Source organism: Streptomyces sp. UF-297 (assembly GCF_058245575.1).
On the sequence record NZ_JBSIBZ010000137.1, the window covers coordinates 1 to 17,453 of the forward strand.

The window sequence follows — 17,453 nt, forward strand, 5'->3', positions numbered from 1 at the left end:
CCCCCCCCCCCCCCCCCCCCCCCCCCCCCCCCCCCCCCCCCCCCCCCCCCCCCCCCCCCCCCCCCCCCCCCCGCCCCTCTTCCCGGGCTTCCCCGGCCCCTCCCTACGGGCGCCGCAGCAGCAGGCGCTCGGGGCCGTGGAAGATGACGTCGTCGGCGAAACGGACAGCTGCCCGGTCCGTTTCGCCGGCGGCCGTGTGTGAACGGCCATGCTCGCTCTCGGAGTTGGCCGCGTCTCCCGCGCCGCCCCTGCCGTCGGTCCCGTCGAGTTCGAGCTCGGGCAGGACCTCCAGCAGTGCGCCGATCGCGGAGGCCGCCTCCATCCGGGCCAGGCCCGAACCCAGGCAGTAGTGGACGCCCATGCTGAAGCCGCAGTGCCGCTGCCCGTCGCGGTCCAGCCGTATCGCGTCCGGCTCGGTGAAGCGCCGCGGGTCCCGGTTCGCCGAGCCCAGCACCAGGCTCACCTTGTCGCCGCGTGCGATGTCCCGGCCGCCGATGCGCACATCCTCGTACGCCCAGCGCGTCACCATCTGTACGGGCGAGTCGTAGCGGATCAGCTCGTCGACCGCGTCCGGTATCAACTCGCGTCGGTCCCGCAGCAGTTGGAGCACCTCGGGGTGGTCGAGCAGGGCCAGTGCCGACTTGCACACCAGGCTGGTGGTGGCCTCGTGCCCCGAGGTCAGCAGATGGACGCAGGTGCCGACGACCGTGTCTTCGTCCAGGCGCTCGCCCTCCAGCTCCGCCGCCAGCAGCTCCGCGATCAGGTCGCGCCTGCCGCCCTGCCGCCGGGCGCGTACCTCGGCGCGGAAGTAGGAGTCCAGCCGCCCCGCCGCGACATCCGCCCTCGCCAGCCGCGGCGCCCGCGGCCCGCCCCGGAAGCTGTTGCCCTCGCGGATGGCCAGCGCGCAGGCGCGCAGCATGTCCCGGCTGTCGGCGGGGACGCCCAGCACATCGAGGATCACCAGCATCGGCAGCGGCGTGGCGAACTCGCCGACCAGCTCCACGGACGGCCGCCCGGCGATCCGCCGGGTCAGCTGGGCGGTGATGCGGTCCACCGACGCGCGCAGCTCGCCGCTGCGCAGCCGGGCGGCGAAGCGGTCCGCGATCAGCGAGCGCAGCCGGGTGTGCCGCGGCGGGTCCATGAACACCAGCCAGTTCTCCACGGTGCGCGACAGCTCCCGGTACGAGGGCGGCACCAGGTCCGGCGCGGGCCCCGTACCGCGGTACCCCACCGCGGCCCGGCGGCCGAAGTCGCGCCCCGCCAGCACCTCGGCCACCTGGTCGTAGCGGAAGACGAACCACTCCTGCTGGTTCTCCTCGCGCGCGTGCGGCACCCGGTGGACCGGGTCGTGGTCGCGGTAGCGGCGGTAGAGGGGGTAGGGGTGGGAGATGTTCGCGCGCAGCTGGGTGAGGAAGTCCTGAGTCATCACAATCCGTCTCGGCAGTGGTCGGCGTAGAACCGCATGAGTTCGGCGACCCGCGGCGGCAGGCCGGGCTGTTTCCCGGCCGCGGCGGCCAGCCGCGCGAAGCGCAGCCCCATCGATCGCAGCGCGGCGTCGGGCCGCGGGATGAAGTCGGGGGTGGCGGCCAGCTCGAAGGAGGGCCCGGCGGTGCGCCCGGGGCGCCCGGAGGGCAGGGTGACGATGTGCTCGGCGATTGGCCGCATCATGCCCGTCATGACGTCGATCGCCGCGTTCATCAGCTTCGACCGGCGCAGGCTCGCGGCGGGCCCGGCCCCGAAGTGCTGGACCATCAGCTGCCGCATCAGGAAGTAGGAGTGGTTGAACAGCTCCATCGCCGAGCGCGCCTCGGTGGCGGTCACCGGATCGCGGGCCGGATCGCCGTCGGCGAGGGTGGGGTTGCGCAGCACCGGATAGGCGGGGGTCCACGGCACCCGCGGCCCCGACTCGCCGCCGCAGGACCGGACATGATGCCGCATCAGCACATCCGAGATCTTCACGAACGTCGCGAAGTGCGAGTCCTCGGGCGGGCTCACCGATGCGAGGGCACCCCCCTCGCCGTGCTCGGTGACGAAGTCGATCGCGAACAGCGCGCTGTTCACGTCGTCGACCTCCAGCTGGTAGTCCGGGTGCACGGAGTTGACCGACTCGCGCATGAACAAGTGGTGTTCGCCGCCCCCGCTCCCCGGCTCCACCAGGAACGCGTCCGGCACCCGCCGGATCCCGTCCTTGATCGCCGCGTACAGGTCGCTCAGCGAGTCGTACGGGAAGAGCGGGCCGCGCCGGGGCCGCACCGCGTCGGGCGGGCCCGGCGCGAACTCCCCGCCGAGCGCGTGCGGCTGCTCGACGGCGATGAACCGCTGCACGCTGCCCAGCCCGAACCCCTCCAGGCACAGGTCCATCGGGACCAGCAGCCGGCTGTTGATGTCGCCGTAGTCGACGGCGGGGAAGTGAAAGGGCTGGCCCATGGCCATGATGACGTTGTTGATGACCAGGAAGTGGATCATCTCCTCGCGGGCCACCGACAGCAGTGTGCCCCGGATCCCGTTGGCCAGCGTCTGAGCGCCGTCCCCGCAGGCCAGCCGGAGCTGTTCGGGCGTCCACTCGCCGCGGCTCACGTACTCCCGGCCCGCCTCGTACAGCGGGATCGACCAGGCCGCGTACAGATACTGCTGCATGACCGCCAGCTCCAGGGTCGCGGCCTCGCGCAGCGCGTAGTAGAGCCGCTCCCGGGTGGTGATCATGCCTTCCCGCGGCTTGCGGGGCACCAGGCGCGGCGGCGTCCTGCGGCTCGCCTCGTCCGCGCGCAGATATTTCAGCAGCAGGCGCGACTTGGGGCCCGACATGTCACGGGTGGGCGGCATGTAGAAGGTGCGGTCCTTGTTGGCGGGGTCGCACATCAGCCAGATCACCCGCGCGTAGGTGGCCACCTTGCACTCGTCGGCCAGGCTGAAGACCTCGTCCTTCATGAAGGAGTACAGCAGCTCGTAGTAGGCGAACACCTCGCGGTAGAGCAGGTCGAAGGTGACCTCCTGCTGCGGGATCGCGTCCAGGTGCCAGTCGTCGGGCAGTACGCGTACCGACAGCTCGCCCAGCGCCGACCACTGGGCGGCCCGCTCGCCGTGCGCCTCGGCGGCCGAGCCGGGGGCGGCCGGATCGCAGGGCGGCTGCACGCCGGGCGGCAGCAGCAGGACGCGGGTGGCGCCGGGCTCGGCGCCGCGCACGGTCAGCGCGCCGTGCCCGTGGCGGTCGGTGTCCAGGGTGCAGCCGGTGGCGTAGTCCGCGCCGTCGTCGCCGGTGACCTCGACGATCGCGAGGTCGTCGCTGCGGGCCCCCTCGGCACCGGCACGCGGGTCCAGCGGCAGCGCGCGCGGGTTGAAGAACTGCCGTACCCGGATGCCCTGGACGGCGGCGGGCCTGCCGCGTACGAAGGAGCGCACCGGCACCCGTACGGCGTGGTCCTCGCCCGCCGCGCGGTGCGGGTGCTCCAGGAACAGGCTCGCCTCGTCGGCCTGCACGACTGTCTCCTCCTCGGTCAGCAGCACCGCGGGCGGCCCGCCGCCCGGCCGCCCCACCAGGCACAGCGCCTCGTCGGGCTCCTCGGCCCACCCGGGGTGGGTGGGGACGGTGAGGATGCCGCCGGTGCGGTGGTGGCCCGCCGACCGGTAGGCCTCGCGGGGGATACGGGCCACCGGGCGGCCGGTGGCGCGGGTGCGCAGTTCGAGGTCGCCGACGTCCAGCGGCGGGCCGAGCCGGTGGGTGGGCCCGGGCCCCGGCTGCGGGCTGCGGCTCTCGACGGGGAGGGCCACGACCAGGTCGGCGGTGGTGTGCTCGGGTGTGATCCGCACACTCATGGCGTTCAGCGGGGAGGGCGCCTCGGGGGTGGCCCGCCGGGCGGTGAGCAGCCGGCCCGCGGGAGCGCTGCGCACTTCTCCGGGGAGCCACGGGGCGATGGTGCCGCGCAGATCCCACCAGTCGGGGGTGTCGGGCGCCGTCGGGGTGGCCATGTTGGTCAGCGCGAACCGTACGACCAGCCCGCCCACCGAGTCGTCGTCGGTGACGCGGCGGCGCAGCGCGCTGACCGCCGCGGAGTCGGCGGCCCCCGCGAGCCACTGCAGCCCGTGCCCGTCCTCCACCACGAACTGATGGACCGCCGCGCGCCGGAACTCCCGCTCCAGCGGGCGCTCCCCGGTATCGAGGATGTGGCGCTCGGTCTGCCAGCGGGGCGGCTGGCAGCCGTGCACATCGCCGACCGCCATATAGCCGTTGTCGTGCGAGCGGCCCAGCCTGCCGAAGCAGAACCGGCCGACCATCAGGGTGGTCGTCCAGCGGGAGGCGGGGTCGACGTCGAAGACCCGGGCGCGGTTGAACGTGGAGCCCAGGTAGTCGTTGTAGTGGCCCCACATGTCGACCTTGCGTCCGATCACCGCGTCCTGGGTGCGCACCACGCCCGGCTGCTGCTCCCAGCCGACCACCTCGGCATCGGTCCAGAAGTGCCCGTTACCGCCGAAGTTCCAGCCCTGGAGCCCCAGTTGTGCCAGCTTCTCGTGGTACTCGTGCGGCGGGCGCTCCACCGGGAAGGGCCTGCCGTCCAGCACCGCCTGGTTGCGGGCCAGGTCCACCAGCCCCGCGCGCGGCCCGGTCGGCAGCCGGGTGACCGCCCGCCCGGCGAAGTGCAGCCGTGGCACATCGAAGACGCTCACTGGATTCCTCCGCTGTCCTGTACGGGAACGCTGTGCGGGCCGGGCCGCCCTGATCCGCCGCGCACCCGGGGGCGGCGGACCAGGCCCAGGCCGTCGATCGCGGCCACCGCCTCCAGTGCCGACTCGACGGCGCCGTTGATCCAGGCCGGGGTGGACGAGCAGTGCTCGCCCGCGAAGAACAGCCGCCCCTGCGGCCGGATCGCGCGCCGCACCCCGTCCGCGCGCGCCGCGGGCCCCAGCGCCCACCGCCGGGCGGCGCAGCCACGGCTCCACCGGTTCTCGCCCCAGGCCGCGCTGGTGGCCGAGAGCACCATGCCCTCCCGCAGCAACTGCGGGTGCAGCGCGCTCAGTTCACCGATGACGGCCGCGTGCCGGGCGGGCGGCGCGAGCCGGCTGAGGGCGTGCGCGTCATCGGCGATCGCATAGCTGCCCAGCAGGGCGGCGCCGAGCGCCGGGTCGTTTCCGGCGGGCGGGTAGTACGACTGCCGGATGCGGCCGCCGGTCGCCGAGGCGCCGCCGCCGATCCCCTCGGCCGTCCAGAACGCCTCGCGGCAGTGCAGCGCGACCTTGACCGCCGCCCCGTACTGCAGCCCGCCGATGACCTCCAGCTTGTCCTCGTCGAAGCCGGTCAGCCGCAGGGTGCGCAGCACCGAGAAGGGCAGGGTGCACAGCGCGGCGGCCGGGCGCAGCAGCCGGATGCGCTCCCCGGCCGTACGGACCGAGACCACCACCTCGTCCTGATGCACCGTCAGTGCCGTTGCCTCGTGGCCGCGCAGCACCGGACCGCGGATCACAGTGGTCAGCCGCTCGGTCAACTGGCCCATGCCGCCCGCCAGATACAGCAGGTCCGTACCCGTCTCCACCAGGACGTCGTCCAGGAAGCCGTCCAGGCCCGGGCCGCACTCCGCCCGCAGCAGGGGGTGGGTGCGGAAGACGGCCGCCACATCGATGCGCTCCAGGCCGGCCCCGTACAGCTGGGGTGTCAGATCCAGCCGGTCGGCGGCGCGCAGCAGCCCCGGCAGTTCACCGCGCAGCGCCTCCCGTACGTCCACCGGGCCGATCGCCCGCACCAGGGCTGCCAGCCACGCCCCGAACACCCAGGTGGCGCGCCGGTGCCGGGCGGCGGGGACGTCCTTGCGCACGTCCTCCAGGAGCGCGCCGGAGGCCTCGCGCACCCGCAGGAACCCGCGCCCGGTGGGCAGGTAGTTGTTCTCGTCGCTCAGGATCGTACGAAAGGGCCGCAGCCGGTCGGCCAGCCCCAGCTCGTCCACGTAGCGCAGTGCCAGGGTGTGCCGGGCCGGGATGCGCATCGCGCCCAGCTCGGCGACGGGGCCGGCCGGCCCGCCGAAGCGGTGGGTGCGTATCCGTCCGCCGATGCGCCCGCTCCCTTCCAGGACCACGACGCGATGCCCGCGCCGCTCCAGTTCGTAGGCGGCCACCAGCCCCGCCATTCCCGCTCCGAGCACCACGACGGTGCCTGACGCCACATCAGTCGACCTCTGCACGGGAGAAGACACTGCCGGGCCGCACACCGCCCCACATCCCCTGCCCCGCGCCCGGTACGAGGAGTTCGGCGGGCCGCGGCGCCGGTCAGGAGGTGCCCTGGGGGCCGGACCTCCCGCGGATACGCGGGTTTGATTGGCGCCGCCCCGGCGATCGGTGGCCGGGGCCCGGCCCGCGCCTACCATCGAGCCGCTGTGCCCGCGCTGCGCTTCAACGATCGACGTTGCGCTTCCACGATCGCAAAGGAAACGGTCCTGATATGAGGCACGAGCCCGACAGGGACGACCATCGCATCCGGAACATCGTCATTCTCGGTGGCGGCACCGCCGGCTGGATGTCGGCCGCCTACCTGGCCCAGGCACTGCGGCACACGGTCTGCATCACGGTCGTCGAGCCGCCGGCGGCGCGGCAGCCGGGCGTCGGCAAGACGACGCTGCCGAGTTTGCAGAAGGCCTTCTTCGATGTGCTCGGCATCGGCGAACCGGAGTGGATGCCGGCCTGCGAGGCGACCTTCTCCATGGGCACCAAGTTCGTCAACTGGCGTACGCAGGGCCCCGCAAGCGCCCAGGAGCGCCCGGGTCAGGACGGCACGGACCGCTTCTACCACCCCTTCGGACTGCTGCCCGAGATGGACGGCGTACCGCTGTCGCACTACTGGTTCCGCGACCACTACCACGGCCTGAACCGCGAGCGCTTCGACCACGCCTGCTTTCGCGAACCGCACCTCATGGAGGCCCGCCGCTCGCCGCGGCGCAGCACCGGACGGCCCTTCATGTACTACGCCTGGCACATCGACGAGCCCTCCATGGCCGCCTTCCTGCGCCACCACGCCACCACCAAGCAGGGCGTCGCCCAGGTGACGGACACCCTCCTGCAGGTGCACCGCGACGCGGACGGCTTTCTGGCCGCGCTGAGCACCAAGGGCGGCCGGACGGTGCACGGCGATCTGTTCGTGGACTGCACCGGGAACCAGGGGCAGCTCATCAACGGGGTGCTGGAGGAGCCCTTCTGGGACATGAGCGACCTGCTGCCGTGCGACGCCGCGGTCGCCGCCTCGCTGCCCTATCCCGACCCGGCCGCCGAAGTCCCGCCGTACACCACCGCGTTGGCGATGCCCGGCGGCTGGGCGTGGCACATCCCGCTGAGCGAGCGCTTCGGCACCGGATACGTCTACTCCAGCCGGCACACCGACCCGCAGCGGGCCGCCGAGGACCTGTGCCGCCTGTGGGGAGCGGACCCGCAGCGCACCGCGCTGGGCCACGTGCGCTTCCGGGTGGGCCGCAACCACCGCTCCTGGGTCAGAAATTGCGTGGCCATCGGCCGCTCGTCCTGCTTCCTGGAGCCGCTGGAGCCGTCCGGGCTGCACTTCATCACCGCCGCCCTGCACCGGCTGGTCACCCACTTCCCGGACAAGCGCTTCGACCCCGTGCTCAGCGAGCGCTTCAACCGCGACATCGCCACGATGTACGACGACACCCGGGACTTCGTGCAGGCGCACTTCACCCACTCCCCGCGCACCGACACCCCCTTTTGGCGCGCGGCCCGCGAGCTGCCGCCCAGTGACCGGCTGCGCGAGCGCATCGCCCTGTTCAAGGCGGGCCAGCCGGTGGACGCGCCGGTCGTCGACGAGCACGCCTATTACGCCGACCCCCGGCGGGAGTTCACCAACCTGTGGACCAACGGCAGTTACTACGCGGTCCTGTGCGGCCTCGGTCACCTTCCCGACCACCCGCTGCCCGCGCTCGCGCACCGCGCCGACTCCGTCGCCCGCGCCGCCACGCTGCTGACCAAGGTCAAGGAGGAGCGGCGCCACCTGCTCGCCTCGCTGCCCTCGCACCGCGCATTTCTGGACCGCTTCCGCGCCGGAGGGGGCGGCGGCGAGGGGCCCGAGGAGGAGCCGTACCGTGAAACACGCCATTGACGCCCGCGCCACGAGCCAGGCGCTGTGCGAGGAGCCGCGGCACATCGCGGTGGACGACTACCGCTCGCTGATGAGCGCCTTCCCGACCGGCGTCGCCGTGGTCACCGGCCTGGACGACCGGTCCCGCCCGCGCGGCGCCACCTGCTCCTCCCTGTGCAGCGTCACCCTGACCCCGCCCACCCTGCTGGTGTGTCTGAAGACCACCAGCACCACCCTGGACGCCATCCGCTCGCGCGGCTGGTTCGCGGTCAACCTGCTGCACGCGCGGGCGCGCAGGACCGCCGAGATCTTCTCCTCGCCCGTCGAGGACCGCTTCGCCCAGACGCCCTGGGTCCCTTACGGGCCCGCCCGGGTGCCCTGGCTGAGCCGCGACGCCTTCGCCGTGGCCGGGTGCCGGGTCGCGGGCTTGTCCGACGTCGGCAGCCACACCGTCGTGGTGGGGCAGGTGGCCGACGCCGAGATGTCCGCCGACAACCCGCTGCTGTACGGGATGCGGCAGTTCGCGGCGTTCGCGCCCTACCGGTGAGCGGCCCGCTACGGGGTCAACACCACCGGCAACACCGTCAGTTCAGAAAGGTGAGTCAACCATGCTCAGGAAAGTCGTGATCGTCGGCGGGGGCACCGCCGGCTGGATGAGCGCCTCGTACCTCAAGGCCGCCTTCCAGGGGCGCCTGGACGTCACGGTCGTGGAGTCGAAGCAGATCGACACCATCGGGGTCGGCGAGGCGACCTTCAGCACCGTACGGCACTTCTTCGACTACCTCGGGCTGCGGGAGCCGGAGTGGATGCCGCACTGCAACGCCACGTACAAGCTGGGGATCCGGTTCGAGAACTGGCGCCGCCCGGGCCACCACTTCTACCACCCCTTCGAGCGCCTGCGGGTCGTGGACGGCTTCCCGCTGACCGACTGGTGGCTGTGGCAGCGGCCCAGCGACCACTTCGACCGGGACTGCTTCCTGATCTCCTCCATGGTCGAGGCCGAGCGCTCCCCGCGGCACCTGGACGGCACCCTCTTCGAGCAGTCCTTCTCCGAGGAAGGGGAGCAGACTCCCTTCCGCACCACCCTGGCCGAACAGGGCACCCAGTTCCCCTACGCCTACCACTTCGACGCCGGCCTGCTGGCCACGTTCCTCACCGAGTACGCCACCGCGCGCGGCGCGCACCACATCCAGGACGACGTGGTGGACGTGGCCCTGGACGAGCGCGGCTGGATCAGCCATCTGACCACCCGTGAACACGGCACCATCCAGGGCGACTTGTTCATCGACTGCACCGGCTTCAAGGGGCTGCTGCTGAACAAGGCGCTGGGCGAGCCCTTCGTCTCGTACCAGAAGTCCCTGCCCAACGACAGCGCGGTGGCCCTGCGGGTGCCGGTGGACATGCAGACCAGGGGACTGCGGCCGTGCACCACCGCCAGCGCCATGGACGCCGGGTGGATCTGGACCATCCCGCTGTACGGCCGGATCGGTACCGGGTACGTGTACGCGAGCGACTACTGCAGCCCCGAACAGGCCGAGCGCACGCTGCGCGGCTTCGTCGGGCCCGAGGCGGCGGACCTGGAGGCCAACCACATCCGGATGCGCATCGGCCGCAGCCGCAACTCCTGGGTGAACAACTGCGTGGCCGTCGGCCTGTCCAGCGGCTTCGTGGAGCCGCTGGAGTCGACCGGCATCTTCTTCATCCAGCACGCCATCGAGGAACTGGTCAAGCACTTCCCCGACGCGGGCTGGGACGGCGGGCTGCGCGACGCGTACAACCGCGCGGTGGGCCACTGCATGGACGGCGTACGGGAGTTCCTGGTGCTGCACTACTACGCGGCGGCCCGCAAGGACAACGGCTACTGGCGGGACGCCAAGACCCGTGAACTGCCCGACGGCCTGGCCGAGCGGCTGGAGCGCTGGCGCACCAAGACGCCCACGGCGGAGACCGTCTACCCGCACTACCACGGCTTCGAGGCCTACTCCTATCTGGCGATGCTCTTCGGCCTGGGCGGGGTCCCGCCGCGGCCCGCGCCCGCGCTGGCCCTGATGGACGACAGCGCGGCGACCAAGGAGTTCATGAAGGTCCGCAGCCAGGCGGAGGATCTGGTGCAGCGGATGCCCAGCCAGTACCAGTACCTCGCGCAGATGCACCGAGATGCACAGATGCCCTGAGATGCACGGACACCGAGCGGCCGCGCCGCACACGACAGGGACGACGGGTCCCGCCCCTCGGAAGGGCGGGACCCGTCGTCCCTGTCGTGTGACGCCCGTTCAGTTGCCGTCCGGCGCCTGCCAGGTGGCGGCGCCGAAGCCGAGGTAGATGTCGTCGGCGAAGGTGACACCCGGCAGGTGCGCCGAGTACTCCCGGTGGAACTCCTCGCGGCTGGGCGCGATGTGCTGGCTGCTGCCGCTGATGGCCCGCCAGCCCGGGTGCAGGAACCAGCCGAGCGCCGCCTGCGCGGTCTGCGCCTGTCCGGTGAGCTTGTAGGCGCGCCGGGCCATGTCGAAGGCGTAGGTGGTCTGCCAGTCCTCCTCGCCCCACATCGCCGGCCGCTCCGGGTCGAAGACCACCAACCGGCCTCCGGGCGCGACCAGTTGGCGCAGGTGCGGCAGGATGCGGTCGTACGGCTTCATCAGGAAGATCGCGCTGAACGCGAAGACCATGTCGAACGTGCCGTCCTTGTCGGGCAGGACGTCGAAGATGTCGCGCTGTTCGTAGCGGATGTTGGGCCGGGCCCGGGTCGCGCGGGCGATGTCCAGCATGGCCCCGGCCGGGTCGACGCCGACCACCTCGTCGTAGCGCTCGGCCAGCATGGTGCAGTAGCGGCCGGCGCCGCAGCCCACGTCCAGCGCCCGGCCCCCGCCGGGGAGGTAGGAGGCGAGCCACTCCTGCAGGGAGTACTGGTTGGACTCCAGGCTCGTGGTGAAGCGCTCGAACACCTCCGCGAGATCGTCATAGAGCTTGGGCAGGTCCTGGGTCGGGTCACTGCCGGTGGGGTTGCCGCTCCCCGGCGTGCCGACGGCGTGTGTGGTGTCCATGGGCGGCGAGGCTAATGACGGCGTCCGCCTGCCCGCCATGGACCGGACCACGGGGCGGCGGGCAACTGCGCACCCGCGCGGGACGCGCCCGTACCGCCCGCGCACCGCTGCCCCGCCCGCAGTGTGAAACCACCCGCCGGACGGGCGGGCGGGGGATGCGCCCACCGCTCAGCGCTGCGGGGCGGGGAAGGCGACCGGGCTGCGGCGCCCCGAGCGGTCCACGGCCCGCACCCCGAAGAAGACATTGTCCTTGGACAGGTCCACGGTGCGGCGTGCTGTGTCGCCGACGGCGAGCACATGGGTCCACTCCGGCGCGGTCGTCTCGCGCCACACCACCTCGTACCCGGCAAGGCCCGCGTCGGCGCCGCGCTCCCACACCAGCTCGGTGGAGTTGGTCAGCGCGCTGGTGAGAATCCTGGCGCCCGCCGGGGTGCCGGGGGCGTGCGAAAGCGTCCACAGGGCGGCGCAGTTGACCCGCGCCACCCGCGCGATGTACCCGAAGTCGCAGAACTCGGGCAGGTCGCCGTACTGCTTGCCGTCCACCACCCGCACGTCCTGGTGCTGGTGCGCGTAGTCCTCGGCCGGCTCGGTGAACCGGGCCGCGGGGAAGCCGCGTTCGAGGAAGGGGATGTGGTCGCCGCCGCGCAGATAGCGGTCGCGGCGGTAGATGACCCGCACCCGCATGCCGGTGGCGTCGTTGTCGGCCACATCCCGTACGAAGCGCGCCAGTTGGCGCGAGGGGGAGTCGTTCTCGCCGCCCACGGAGCGGCGCACCTCGGCCTGTTCGGGCGTCTCGGCGGTGGGCACGCCCTCGGCGAACAGGCGCACGGTGTACGGGTCGCGGGTGCCGTCGTCGGCGGTGCTGCTGCCGACGATGTCGTCGGTGAACATGCCCTGCACGTCCCGGCCCGCGGCCTTGAGCCGCTCCGCCAGGTGGGCCGCGCCGTACAGCCCCTGCTCCTCGCCCGCGACGGCGGCGAACACGACGGTGGCGGCGGGGCGTTGAGTGGCCATCACCCGCGCCAGCTCCAGGACGACCGCGACCCCGGAGGCGTCGTCGTCGGCGCCGGGCGCGTCGATGGCGGCGTCCATGGGGTCGGACGCCCGCGAGTCGTAGTGGCCGGAGACGACATAGACGCGGTCGGGGTCGGTGGCGCCGCGCAGGGTCGCCACGACGTTGGTGATCCGTGTCGGGGCGGGGATGCGCGGGCCGGGCTCCTGGACGTAGGACTGCAGCTCCACGGTCATCCGCCCGCCGGACGCGGCGGCGCAGCGCTTGAACTCGGTGTGCAGCCAGTCGCGGGCGGCGCCGACGCCGCGCCGGGGGTCGTCCTGGGCGGAGAGCGTGTGGCGGGTGCCGAAGGCCGCCAGGCGGCGCACGGTCGTCTCCACGCGGCGGCGCTCGATTTTGCGGAGCAGGGCGCGCAGTTCGCGGCCGGGCTCCTGCGCGGTGGCGGGCGGGCGCCCGGCTGACGGGGCGCCGGGGGCGGCCTGCGCGGACTCGGCGGCGAGCGGAACGCCGGCCGCCGCTGCGGTGGCGGCGGCCGTCGCCAGGACGGTTCTGCGGGGTGGGCCGGCGGGCGGTTGCGGCATGGCAAGTCCCTTCCACGGCTGCGTGGGTGGTGTGACGCGTGTCATGGTCATGCACAAGGGGGTGGGAGGCAAGCGCGTCGCCCGCGCGTGGTGCGGCCGCCCGGTGGGAAGGGGCGGGCTGTTGGATCACCCACAGCACCCCCCACACCGCAGGAGTGAGCATGTCCGAAGCCACGACCGGGGCCGGGCCACAGCCCGGGGAGGGCCGCGCGGCCGCCGACCTCGTCATCACCGGATGTACGGCCCTGGTGCACCAAGAGGACGGCATCGGCTTCGTACCGGGCGCCGCGATCGTGGTCCGCGACGGCCTCATCGACGCGGTCACCACCGCCGAGGCGGTGGCCGCCCTGCCCGCCGCCGAACGCCTGGAGGCGCGCGGCCAGATCGCCATGCCCGGGCTGATCAACTGCCATACCCACGCACCGATGGTGGCCTTCCGCGGGTACGCCGAGGACCTGCCCCTCGACGAGTGGTTCAACGACCGGATCTGGCCCGTCGAGACCAATCTGAGCGCACCCGACGTCGCCCTCGGCGCGCGTCTGGCCTGCGCCGAGATGATCAGCGCGGGGGTGACCGCCTTCGCCGACCACTACTTCCTGATGGACGAGGTGGCCGCCGCCGTGGAGGACAGCGGCCTGCGGGCCAACCTCGGCTGGGCCTACTTCTCCTTCCAGGGCCCCGAGGGCCGCGAGCGCTCCCTGGACTTCGCGCTGCGCCGCCAGGGCAGCGCCGGCGGGCGGATCACCACCTCGCTGGCCCCGCACGCGCCCTACACCGTCGACGACGCCGACCTGGCCGCCACCGCCGAACTCGCCCGCGCGCACGGCCTGCCCGTCCACCTGCACGCCGCCGAGAACAAGGAACAGACCGACAACAGCCTCGCCCGCCACGGCCGTACGCCCATCGAGACGCTGCACCGTGCCGGGCTGCTGGACGTCGACCTCCTCATCGCCCACGGCACCGGAATCCTCCAGCGGGACCTGCCGCTGCTCGCGCGCGGCACCGGGCGCATCGGCGTGGCCACCGCCCCCAAGGGCTACCTGAAGTTCGGCTGGGACACCACCCCCGTCCGCCTGCTGCGCTCGGCCGGTATCCCGGTGGGGCTGGCCACGGACGGCGCCGCGTCGAACAACTCCCTGGACGTGTGGGAGAACATGACGCTCACCGCGCTGTCCCAGAAGTCCGCCGAGCGCGACCCGCGCTGGCTGACCGCCCGCCAGGCCCTGGATCACGCCACCACCCAGAGCGCCCAGGCCATCGGCCTGGAGGGGCAGGTGGGGCGGCTGGCCCCCGGCCACCGCGCCGATCTGATCCTGGTGGACCTCACGGGCCCGCACACCCAGCCCGTGCACGACCTCGCCGCCACCCTCGTGCACAGCGCCCGCTCCGCCGACGTCCGTACGACCATCGTCGACGGCCGCGTCCTGATGCGCGAGCGCCGCCTGCTCACCCTGGACGCACCCGCCATCGCCGCCGAACTGCGCAGCCGCCTCCCGGCACTTGTGGACCGCGGCCACGGGCGCCGCATCCAGGAGTACGACGGCTGAGCGCTGCGCTGGAGGTGTGCTCATGAACCCGCGGGCCGGTGGGGTCCGGCCGCGCCCACGCGGCGGAGCCGCACAGCGGCCCGCACCCCTTTCGGGGCACGTAAGCCCACCGGACGGCGGCAGGCCCCCGCAGCACCCGCGCCCCCCGATCCGCGAACGGCCGCCAGATAGCCTTGCGCAATGGACAACTTCAGGTTCGCCGGGCGCCCGGCGCCGGGGCGGGGGCCGCGGTGACGTACGAGATACGTGGCACTGCGACCCGCGCCTCCGGCAGCCCCGCGCGCCCCGGAAAGCTCGTGGCCATCAGTGATCTGCACATCCGCTACGAGGAGAACAGAAAGATCGTCGACGGGCTGTGGCCCGAGTCCGAGCACGACTGGCTGCTGGTCGCGGGCGACATCGCCGAGCGCATCGAGGACATCGAGTGGGCCCTGCGGCTGCTCGCCGAGCGGTTCGCCAAGGTGGTGTGGGTGCCGGGCAACCACGAGCTGTGGAGCGCGCCCGACGACCCGCCCGAGCTGCGCGGCCAGGCCAAGTACCAGTACCTGGTGGACCTGTGCCGCCGACTGGGCGTGGTGTGTCCCGAGGACCCCTTCCCCATCTGGGAGGGCGAGGGCGGCCCGGCCGTGATCGCCCCGCTGTTCACCCTGTACGACTACAGCTTCCGGCCAGCCGGTACCTTCAACAAGACCGCCGCCCTGGAGCAGGCCGAGCGCGCGGGCGTGGTGTGCACCGACGAATATCTGCTGCACCCCGACCCGTACCCGAGCCGCGAGGCCTGGTGCCGCGCCCGGCTCGCGATCACCGAGGAGCGCCTGGCCGCCCTCCCCGAGGACCTGCCGACCATCCTGGTCAACCACTATCCGCTGGTGCGCGAGCCCACCGACGTCCTGTGGTACCCGGAGTTCGCCCTGTGGTGCGGGAGTGAGGCGACCGCCGACTGGTCCCGCCGCTTCCGCGCGGCGAGCGTGGTCTACGGGCATCTGCACATCCCCCGGCTGATGTGGATCGGCGGGGTGCCCCACCAGGAGGTCTCGCTCGGCTACCCCCGTGAGTGGCAGCCGCGCGACCGGGTCGCGGGCCGCCCCGTACAGATCCTCCCGGCTCCGGCGCGCCCCTGACCCGCGCCCCGGGCCCGCCCGCACGGCCGGCGACCCGGCGTCCCGAAGCGTGGGGCGCCGGGCCCCCGTGCGGGTGGGCTCCCGCCTCCGTACGCCCGGTTGACGCCGGTCTGGGTAGGGTCGACGGGACAGCCGATCCGGCCCCGGGGCCGGGCGACCCCACCACCAGATACGAGGTACAGCCGCTGTGCGACGCCCCCACGGCCGGAATCACGACCGGGTCCACGGACGGGCCCACGACCGTTCCCACGCCCGGCCCAGGACCGAGCGTCCGCACGGCACCCGCCAGGGGCTGGCCGAGGAGCTGCGCCGGATGGACGGCGCCTCCTACGGCCGCTACAAGTCGCTGACCGGCGCCTGGGCCATGCCGGGCTTCACCCTGGAGATCATCCGCGGTCAGTCCGACCCGTACGCGCCCCCGGCCCGCGTCGCCCTGCGCGTACCGGCCCAGGAGGCGGGCTTCCCGCGCGAGCTGTGGGAGTCCCCGGTACGGCGGCGGGCGCTGGCGAGCTATCTGGCCAGGCGGGCCGCCGCGGCCGCGGACCACCGGGCGCTGCGGGTGGACGCCGGCGGCCAGGAGGTCCTGGAGCGCAGCTCCTGCCTCATCGATGCCGACGACGGCTCGGTGACCCTGCGCCTGGGGGCCGAACTGCCCGGCCACGGGCGCCGGATCGACGGCCGCGCCGCCGAGCACATCCTGTGCGAGCTGCTGCCCCGGATCGTGGCGCGCGCCCTGCGGTACGAGGCCCTGGACGCCGAAGAGGTACGCGCCTTCGCCGACACCGTCGAGGACTCCGACGCGCTGCGCGCGGCCCTGCCCGGCCTCGGCCTGGTGGCCTTCGTCGCCGACGGCGCCGTACTGCCCCGGCGCAGCGGCGTGGACGACCGCCCCGCCACCGGCGCGGACGTCGTGCGCTTCGCCTCCCCCGAGGACCTGAAGGTCTCGGTGGACCTGCCGCACGCGGGCACCGTGACCGGCATGGGAGTGCGGGCCGGTGTCACGCTGATCGTCGGCGGCGGCTTCCACGGCAAGTCGACGCTGCTGCGCGCCCTGGAGACCGGCATCTGGGACCACGTCCCGGGAGACGGGCGGGAACTGGTCGTCGCCCGCCCCGACACCGTCAAGATCCGCGCGGAGGACGGGCGCCGGGTCGAGCGGGTGGACGTGCACGCCTTCGTCGACCACCTGCCCAGCGGCGCCGACACCACCGACTTCCGCACCGACAACGCCTCCGGCTCCACCTCACAGGCCGCCTCCCTGTGCGAGGCCGTCGAAGCGGGCGCGCGGGTGCTGCTCATCGACGAGGACACCGCCGCCACCAACCTCATGATCCGCGACGCCCGGATGCAGGCCCTGGTCGCCAAGGACCGCGAGCCGCTGACGCCGCTGGTGGACCTCATCCGCTCGCTCCACCGCGACCACGAGGTCTCCACCGTGCTGGTGATGGGCGGCTCCGGGGACTACATGGAGGTCGCCGACCGCGTCCTGATGATGGACGCGTACCGGCCCGGCGATGTGACCGCGCGGGCAAAGGAGTTGGCCGCTGTGCCGACCGGCCGGACCGTTGAGGCGGAGTCCTTCCCCGCCGTCGTGCACCGCGCCCCCGACCCGGCCTCCCTGGACACCACCGTGCGCGGCCGGGCGCACATCCGCGCCCGCGGCACCGACACCCTCACCTTCGGCGAGCACGACGTGGACCTGCGGGCCGTCGAGCAGATCGCCGACGCGCGCCAGGTGACGGGCATCGGGCTGGCCCTGGAACTGATGGTGCGCCGCGGCCACGTGGACGGCAAACGCACCCTGGCCCAGGCCCTGGACCTCCTCGACGCCGACCTGACGTCCGGCCCCCAGGAACTCCTCACCGTCCGCGACGAGGACTTCGCCCTGCCCCGCCGCTTCGAGGTAGCAGCGGCCCTCAACCGCCTGCGGGGCCTGCGCGTCCTGCGCTGATCACCCCTTACTCAAGGGGCGCGGGGCCGTACCGATATGCGGCTTCGCCGCGTGGGCGCGGCCAACCCCCACCGGCCCGCGGCTTCACACAGCGCAGGGGGGGGGGGGGGGGGGGGGGGGGGGGGGGGGGGGGGG

Annotated in this window: 11 protein-coding genes; 6 read left to right on the forward strand and 5 right to left on the reverse strand. The window is 73.3% G+C overall.

The window, feature by feature from the left end; all coding sequences use genetic code 11:
* Positions 1–103 precede the first annotated feature (103 nt).
* The 3 genes from AC4IJH_RS41145 to AC4IJH_RS41155 are packed head-to-tail and all read right to left on the reverse strand — an operon-like array spanning position 104 to position 6,149.
* Positions 104–1,426, reverse strand: coding sequence for a cytochrome P450 (locus AC4IJH_RS41145; protein WP_490857150.1), 1,323 nt, complete (start codon positions 1,424–1,426; stop codon positions 104–106).
* Positions 1,426–4,662: a ferritin-like domain-containing protein gene (locus AC4IJH_RS41150; RefSeq protein WP_490857151.1), complete on the reverse strand. Its 3,237-nt coding sequence runs from the start codon at positions 4,660–4,662 to the stop codon at positions 1,426–1,428. The genes AC4IJH_RS41145 and AC4IJH_RS41150 overlap by 1 nt, the downstream gene beginning before the upstream one ends.
* Positions 4,659–6,149 (reverse strand): flavin monoamine oxidase family protein, encoded by a 1,491-nt coding sequence (locus AC4IJH_RS41155; RefSeq protein ID WP_490857152.1) that lies wholly within the window; start codon positions 6,147–6,149, stop codon positions 4,659–4,661. The genes AC4IJH_RS41150 and AC4IJH_RS41155 overlap by 4 nt, the downstream gene beginning before the upstream one ends.
* A gap of 275 nt (positions 6,150–6,424) precedes the next feature.
* On the opposite strand from AC4IJH_RS41155, the gene AC4IJH_RS41160 reads away from it, so the two are divergent.
* The 3 genes from AC4IJH_RS41160 (at position 6,425) to AC4IJH_RS41170 (ending at position 10,239) form a co-directional block, all read left to right on the forward strand.
* Positions 6,425–8,086, forward strand: a complete 1,662-nt coding sequence (locus tag AC4IJH_RS41160) for a tryptophan halogenase family protein (RefSeq protein WP_490857153.1) — start codon at positions 6,425–6,427, stop codon at positions 8,084–8,086.
* Positions 8,070–8,612 carry a flavin reductase family protein gene (locus tag AC4IJH_RS41165; protein ID WP_490857154.1) on the forward strand — a complete coding sequence of 181 codons (543 nt, stop codon included), beginning with the start codon at positions 8,070–8,072 and terminating at the stop codon, positions 8,610–8,612. Before AC4IJH_RS41160 ends, AC4IJH_RS41165 begins: the two co-directional genes overlap by 17 nt.
* Before the next feature lie 61 nt (positions 8,613–8,673).
* Positions 8,674–10,239, forward strand: a complete 1,566-nt coding sequence (locus AC4IJH_RS41170; RefSeq protein ID WP_490857155.1) for a tryptophan halogenase family protein — start codon at positions 8,674–8,676, stop codon at positions 10,237–10,239.
* 99 nt (positions 10,240–10,338) lie between these two features.
* Here the strand turns inward: AC4IJH_RS41170 and AC4IJH_RS41175 are convergent, their stop codons facing one another.
* Together AC4IJH_RS41175 and AC4IJH_RS41180 are read right to left on the reverse strand one after the other, a co-directional pair.
* Positions 10,339–11,106 (reverse strand): class I SAM-dependent methyltransferase, encoded by a 768-nt coding sequence (locus AC4IJH_RS41175; protein WP_490857156.1) that lies wholly within the window; start codon positions 11,104–11,106, stop codon positions 10,339–10,341.
* Between the two features lie 168 nt (positions 11,107–11,274).
* Complete coding sequence (locus AC4IJH_RS41180; RefSeq protein WP_490857157.1) at positions 11,275–12,699, reverse strand: M20/M25/M40 family metallo-hydrolase; 1,425 nt, start codon at positions 12,697–12,699, stop codon at positions 11,275–11,277.
* A 161-nt stretch (positions 12,700–12,860) separates the two neighbouring features.
* On the opposite strand from AC4IJH_RS41180, the gene AC4IJH_RS41185 reads away from it, so the two are divergent.
* From AC4IJH_RS41185 to AC4IJH_RS41195, 3 genes are all read left to right on the forward strand, one after another.
* A complete protein-coding gene (locus AC4IJH_RS41185; RefSeq protein WP_490857158.1) occupies positions 12,861–14,246 on the forward strand; it encodes an amidohydrolase in 1,386 nt (461 codons plus the stop codon).
* A gap of 230 nt (positions 14,247–14,476) precedes the next feature.
* Positions 14,477–15,367 (forward strand): metallophosphoesterase family protein, encoded by an 891-nt coding sequence (locus tag AC4IJH_RS41190; RefSeq protein ID WP_490857159.1) that lies wholly within the window; start codon positions 14,477–14,479, stop codon positions 15,365–15,367.
* Between the two features lie 187 nt (positions 15,368–15,554).
* Positions 15,555–17,318: an ABC-ATPase domain-containing protein gene (locus tag AC4IJH_RS41195; protein WP_490857160.1), complete on the forward strand. Its 1,764-nt coding sequence runs from the start codon at positions 15,555–15,557 to the stop codon at positions 17,316–17,318.
* Positions 17,319–17,453: the final 135 nt, after the last annotated feature.

Excerpts from the sequence above, each read along its gene's own strand:
- AC4IJH_RS41145 (WP_490857150.1), bottom strand. The coding sequence starts at position 1,426 with ATGACTCAGGACTTCCTCACCCAGCTGCGCGCGAACATCTCCCACCCC.
- AC4IJH_RS41160 (WP_490857153.1), top strand. The coding sequence starts at position 6,425 with ATGAGGCACGAGCCCGACAGGGACGACCATCGCATCCGGAACATCGTC.
- AC4IJH_RS41170 (WP_490857155.1), top strand. The coding sequence starts at position 8,674 with ATGCTCAGGAAAGTCGTGATCGTCGGCGGGGGCACCGCCGGCTGGATG.
- AC4IJH_RS41175 (WP_490857156.1), bottom strand. The coding sequence starts at position 11,106 with ATGGACACCACACACGCCGTCGGCACGCCGGGGAGCGGCAACCCCACC.
- AC4IJH_RS41180 (WP_490857157.1), bottom strand. The coding sequence starts at position 12,699 with ATGCCGCAACCGCCCGCCGGCCCACCCCGCAGAACCGTCCTGGCGACG.
- AC4IJH_RS41185 (WP_490857158.1), top strand. The coding sequence starts at position 12,861 with ATGTCCGAAGCCACGACCGGGGCCGGGCCACAGCCCGGGGAGGGCCGC.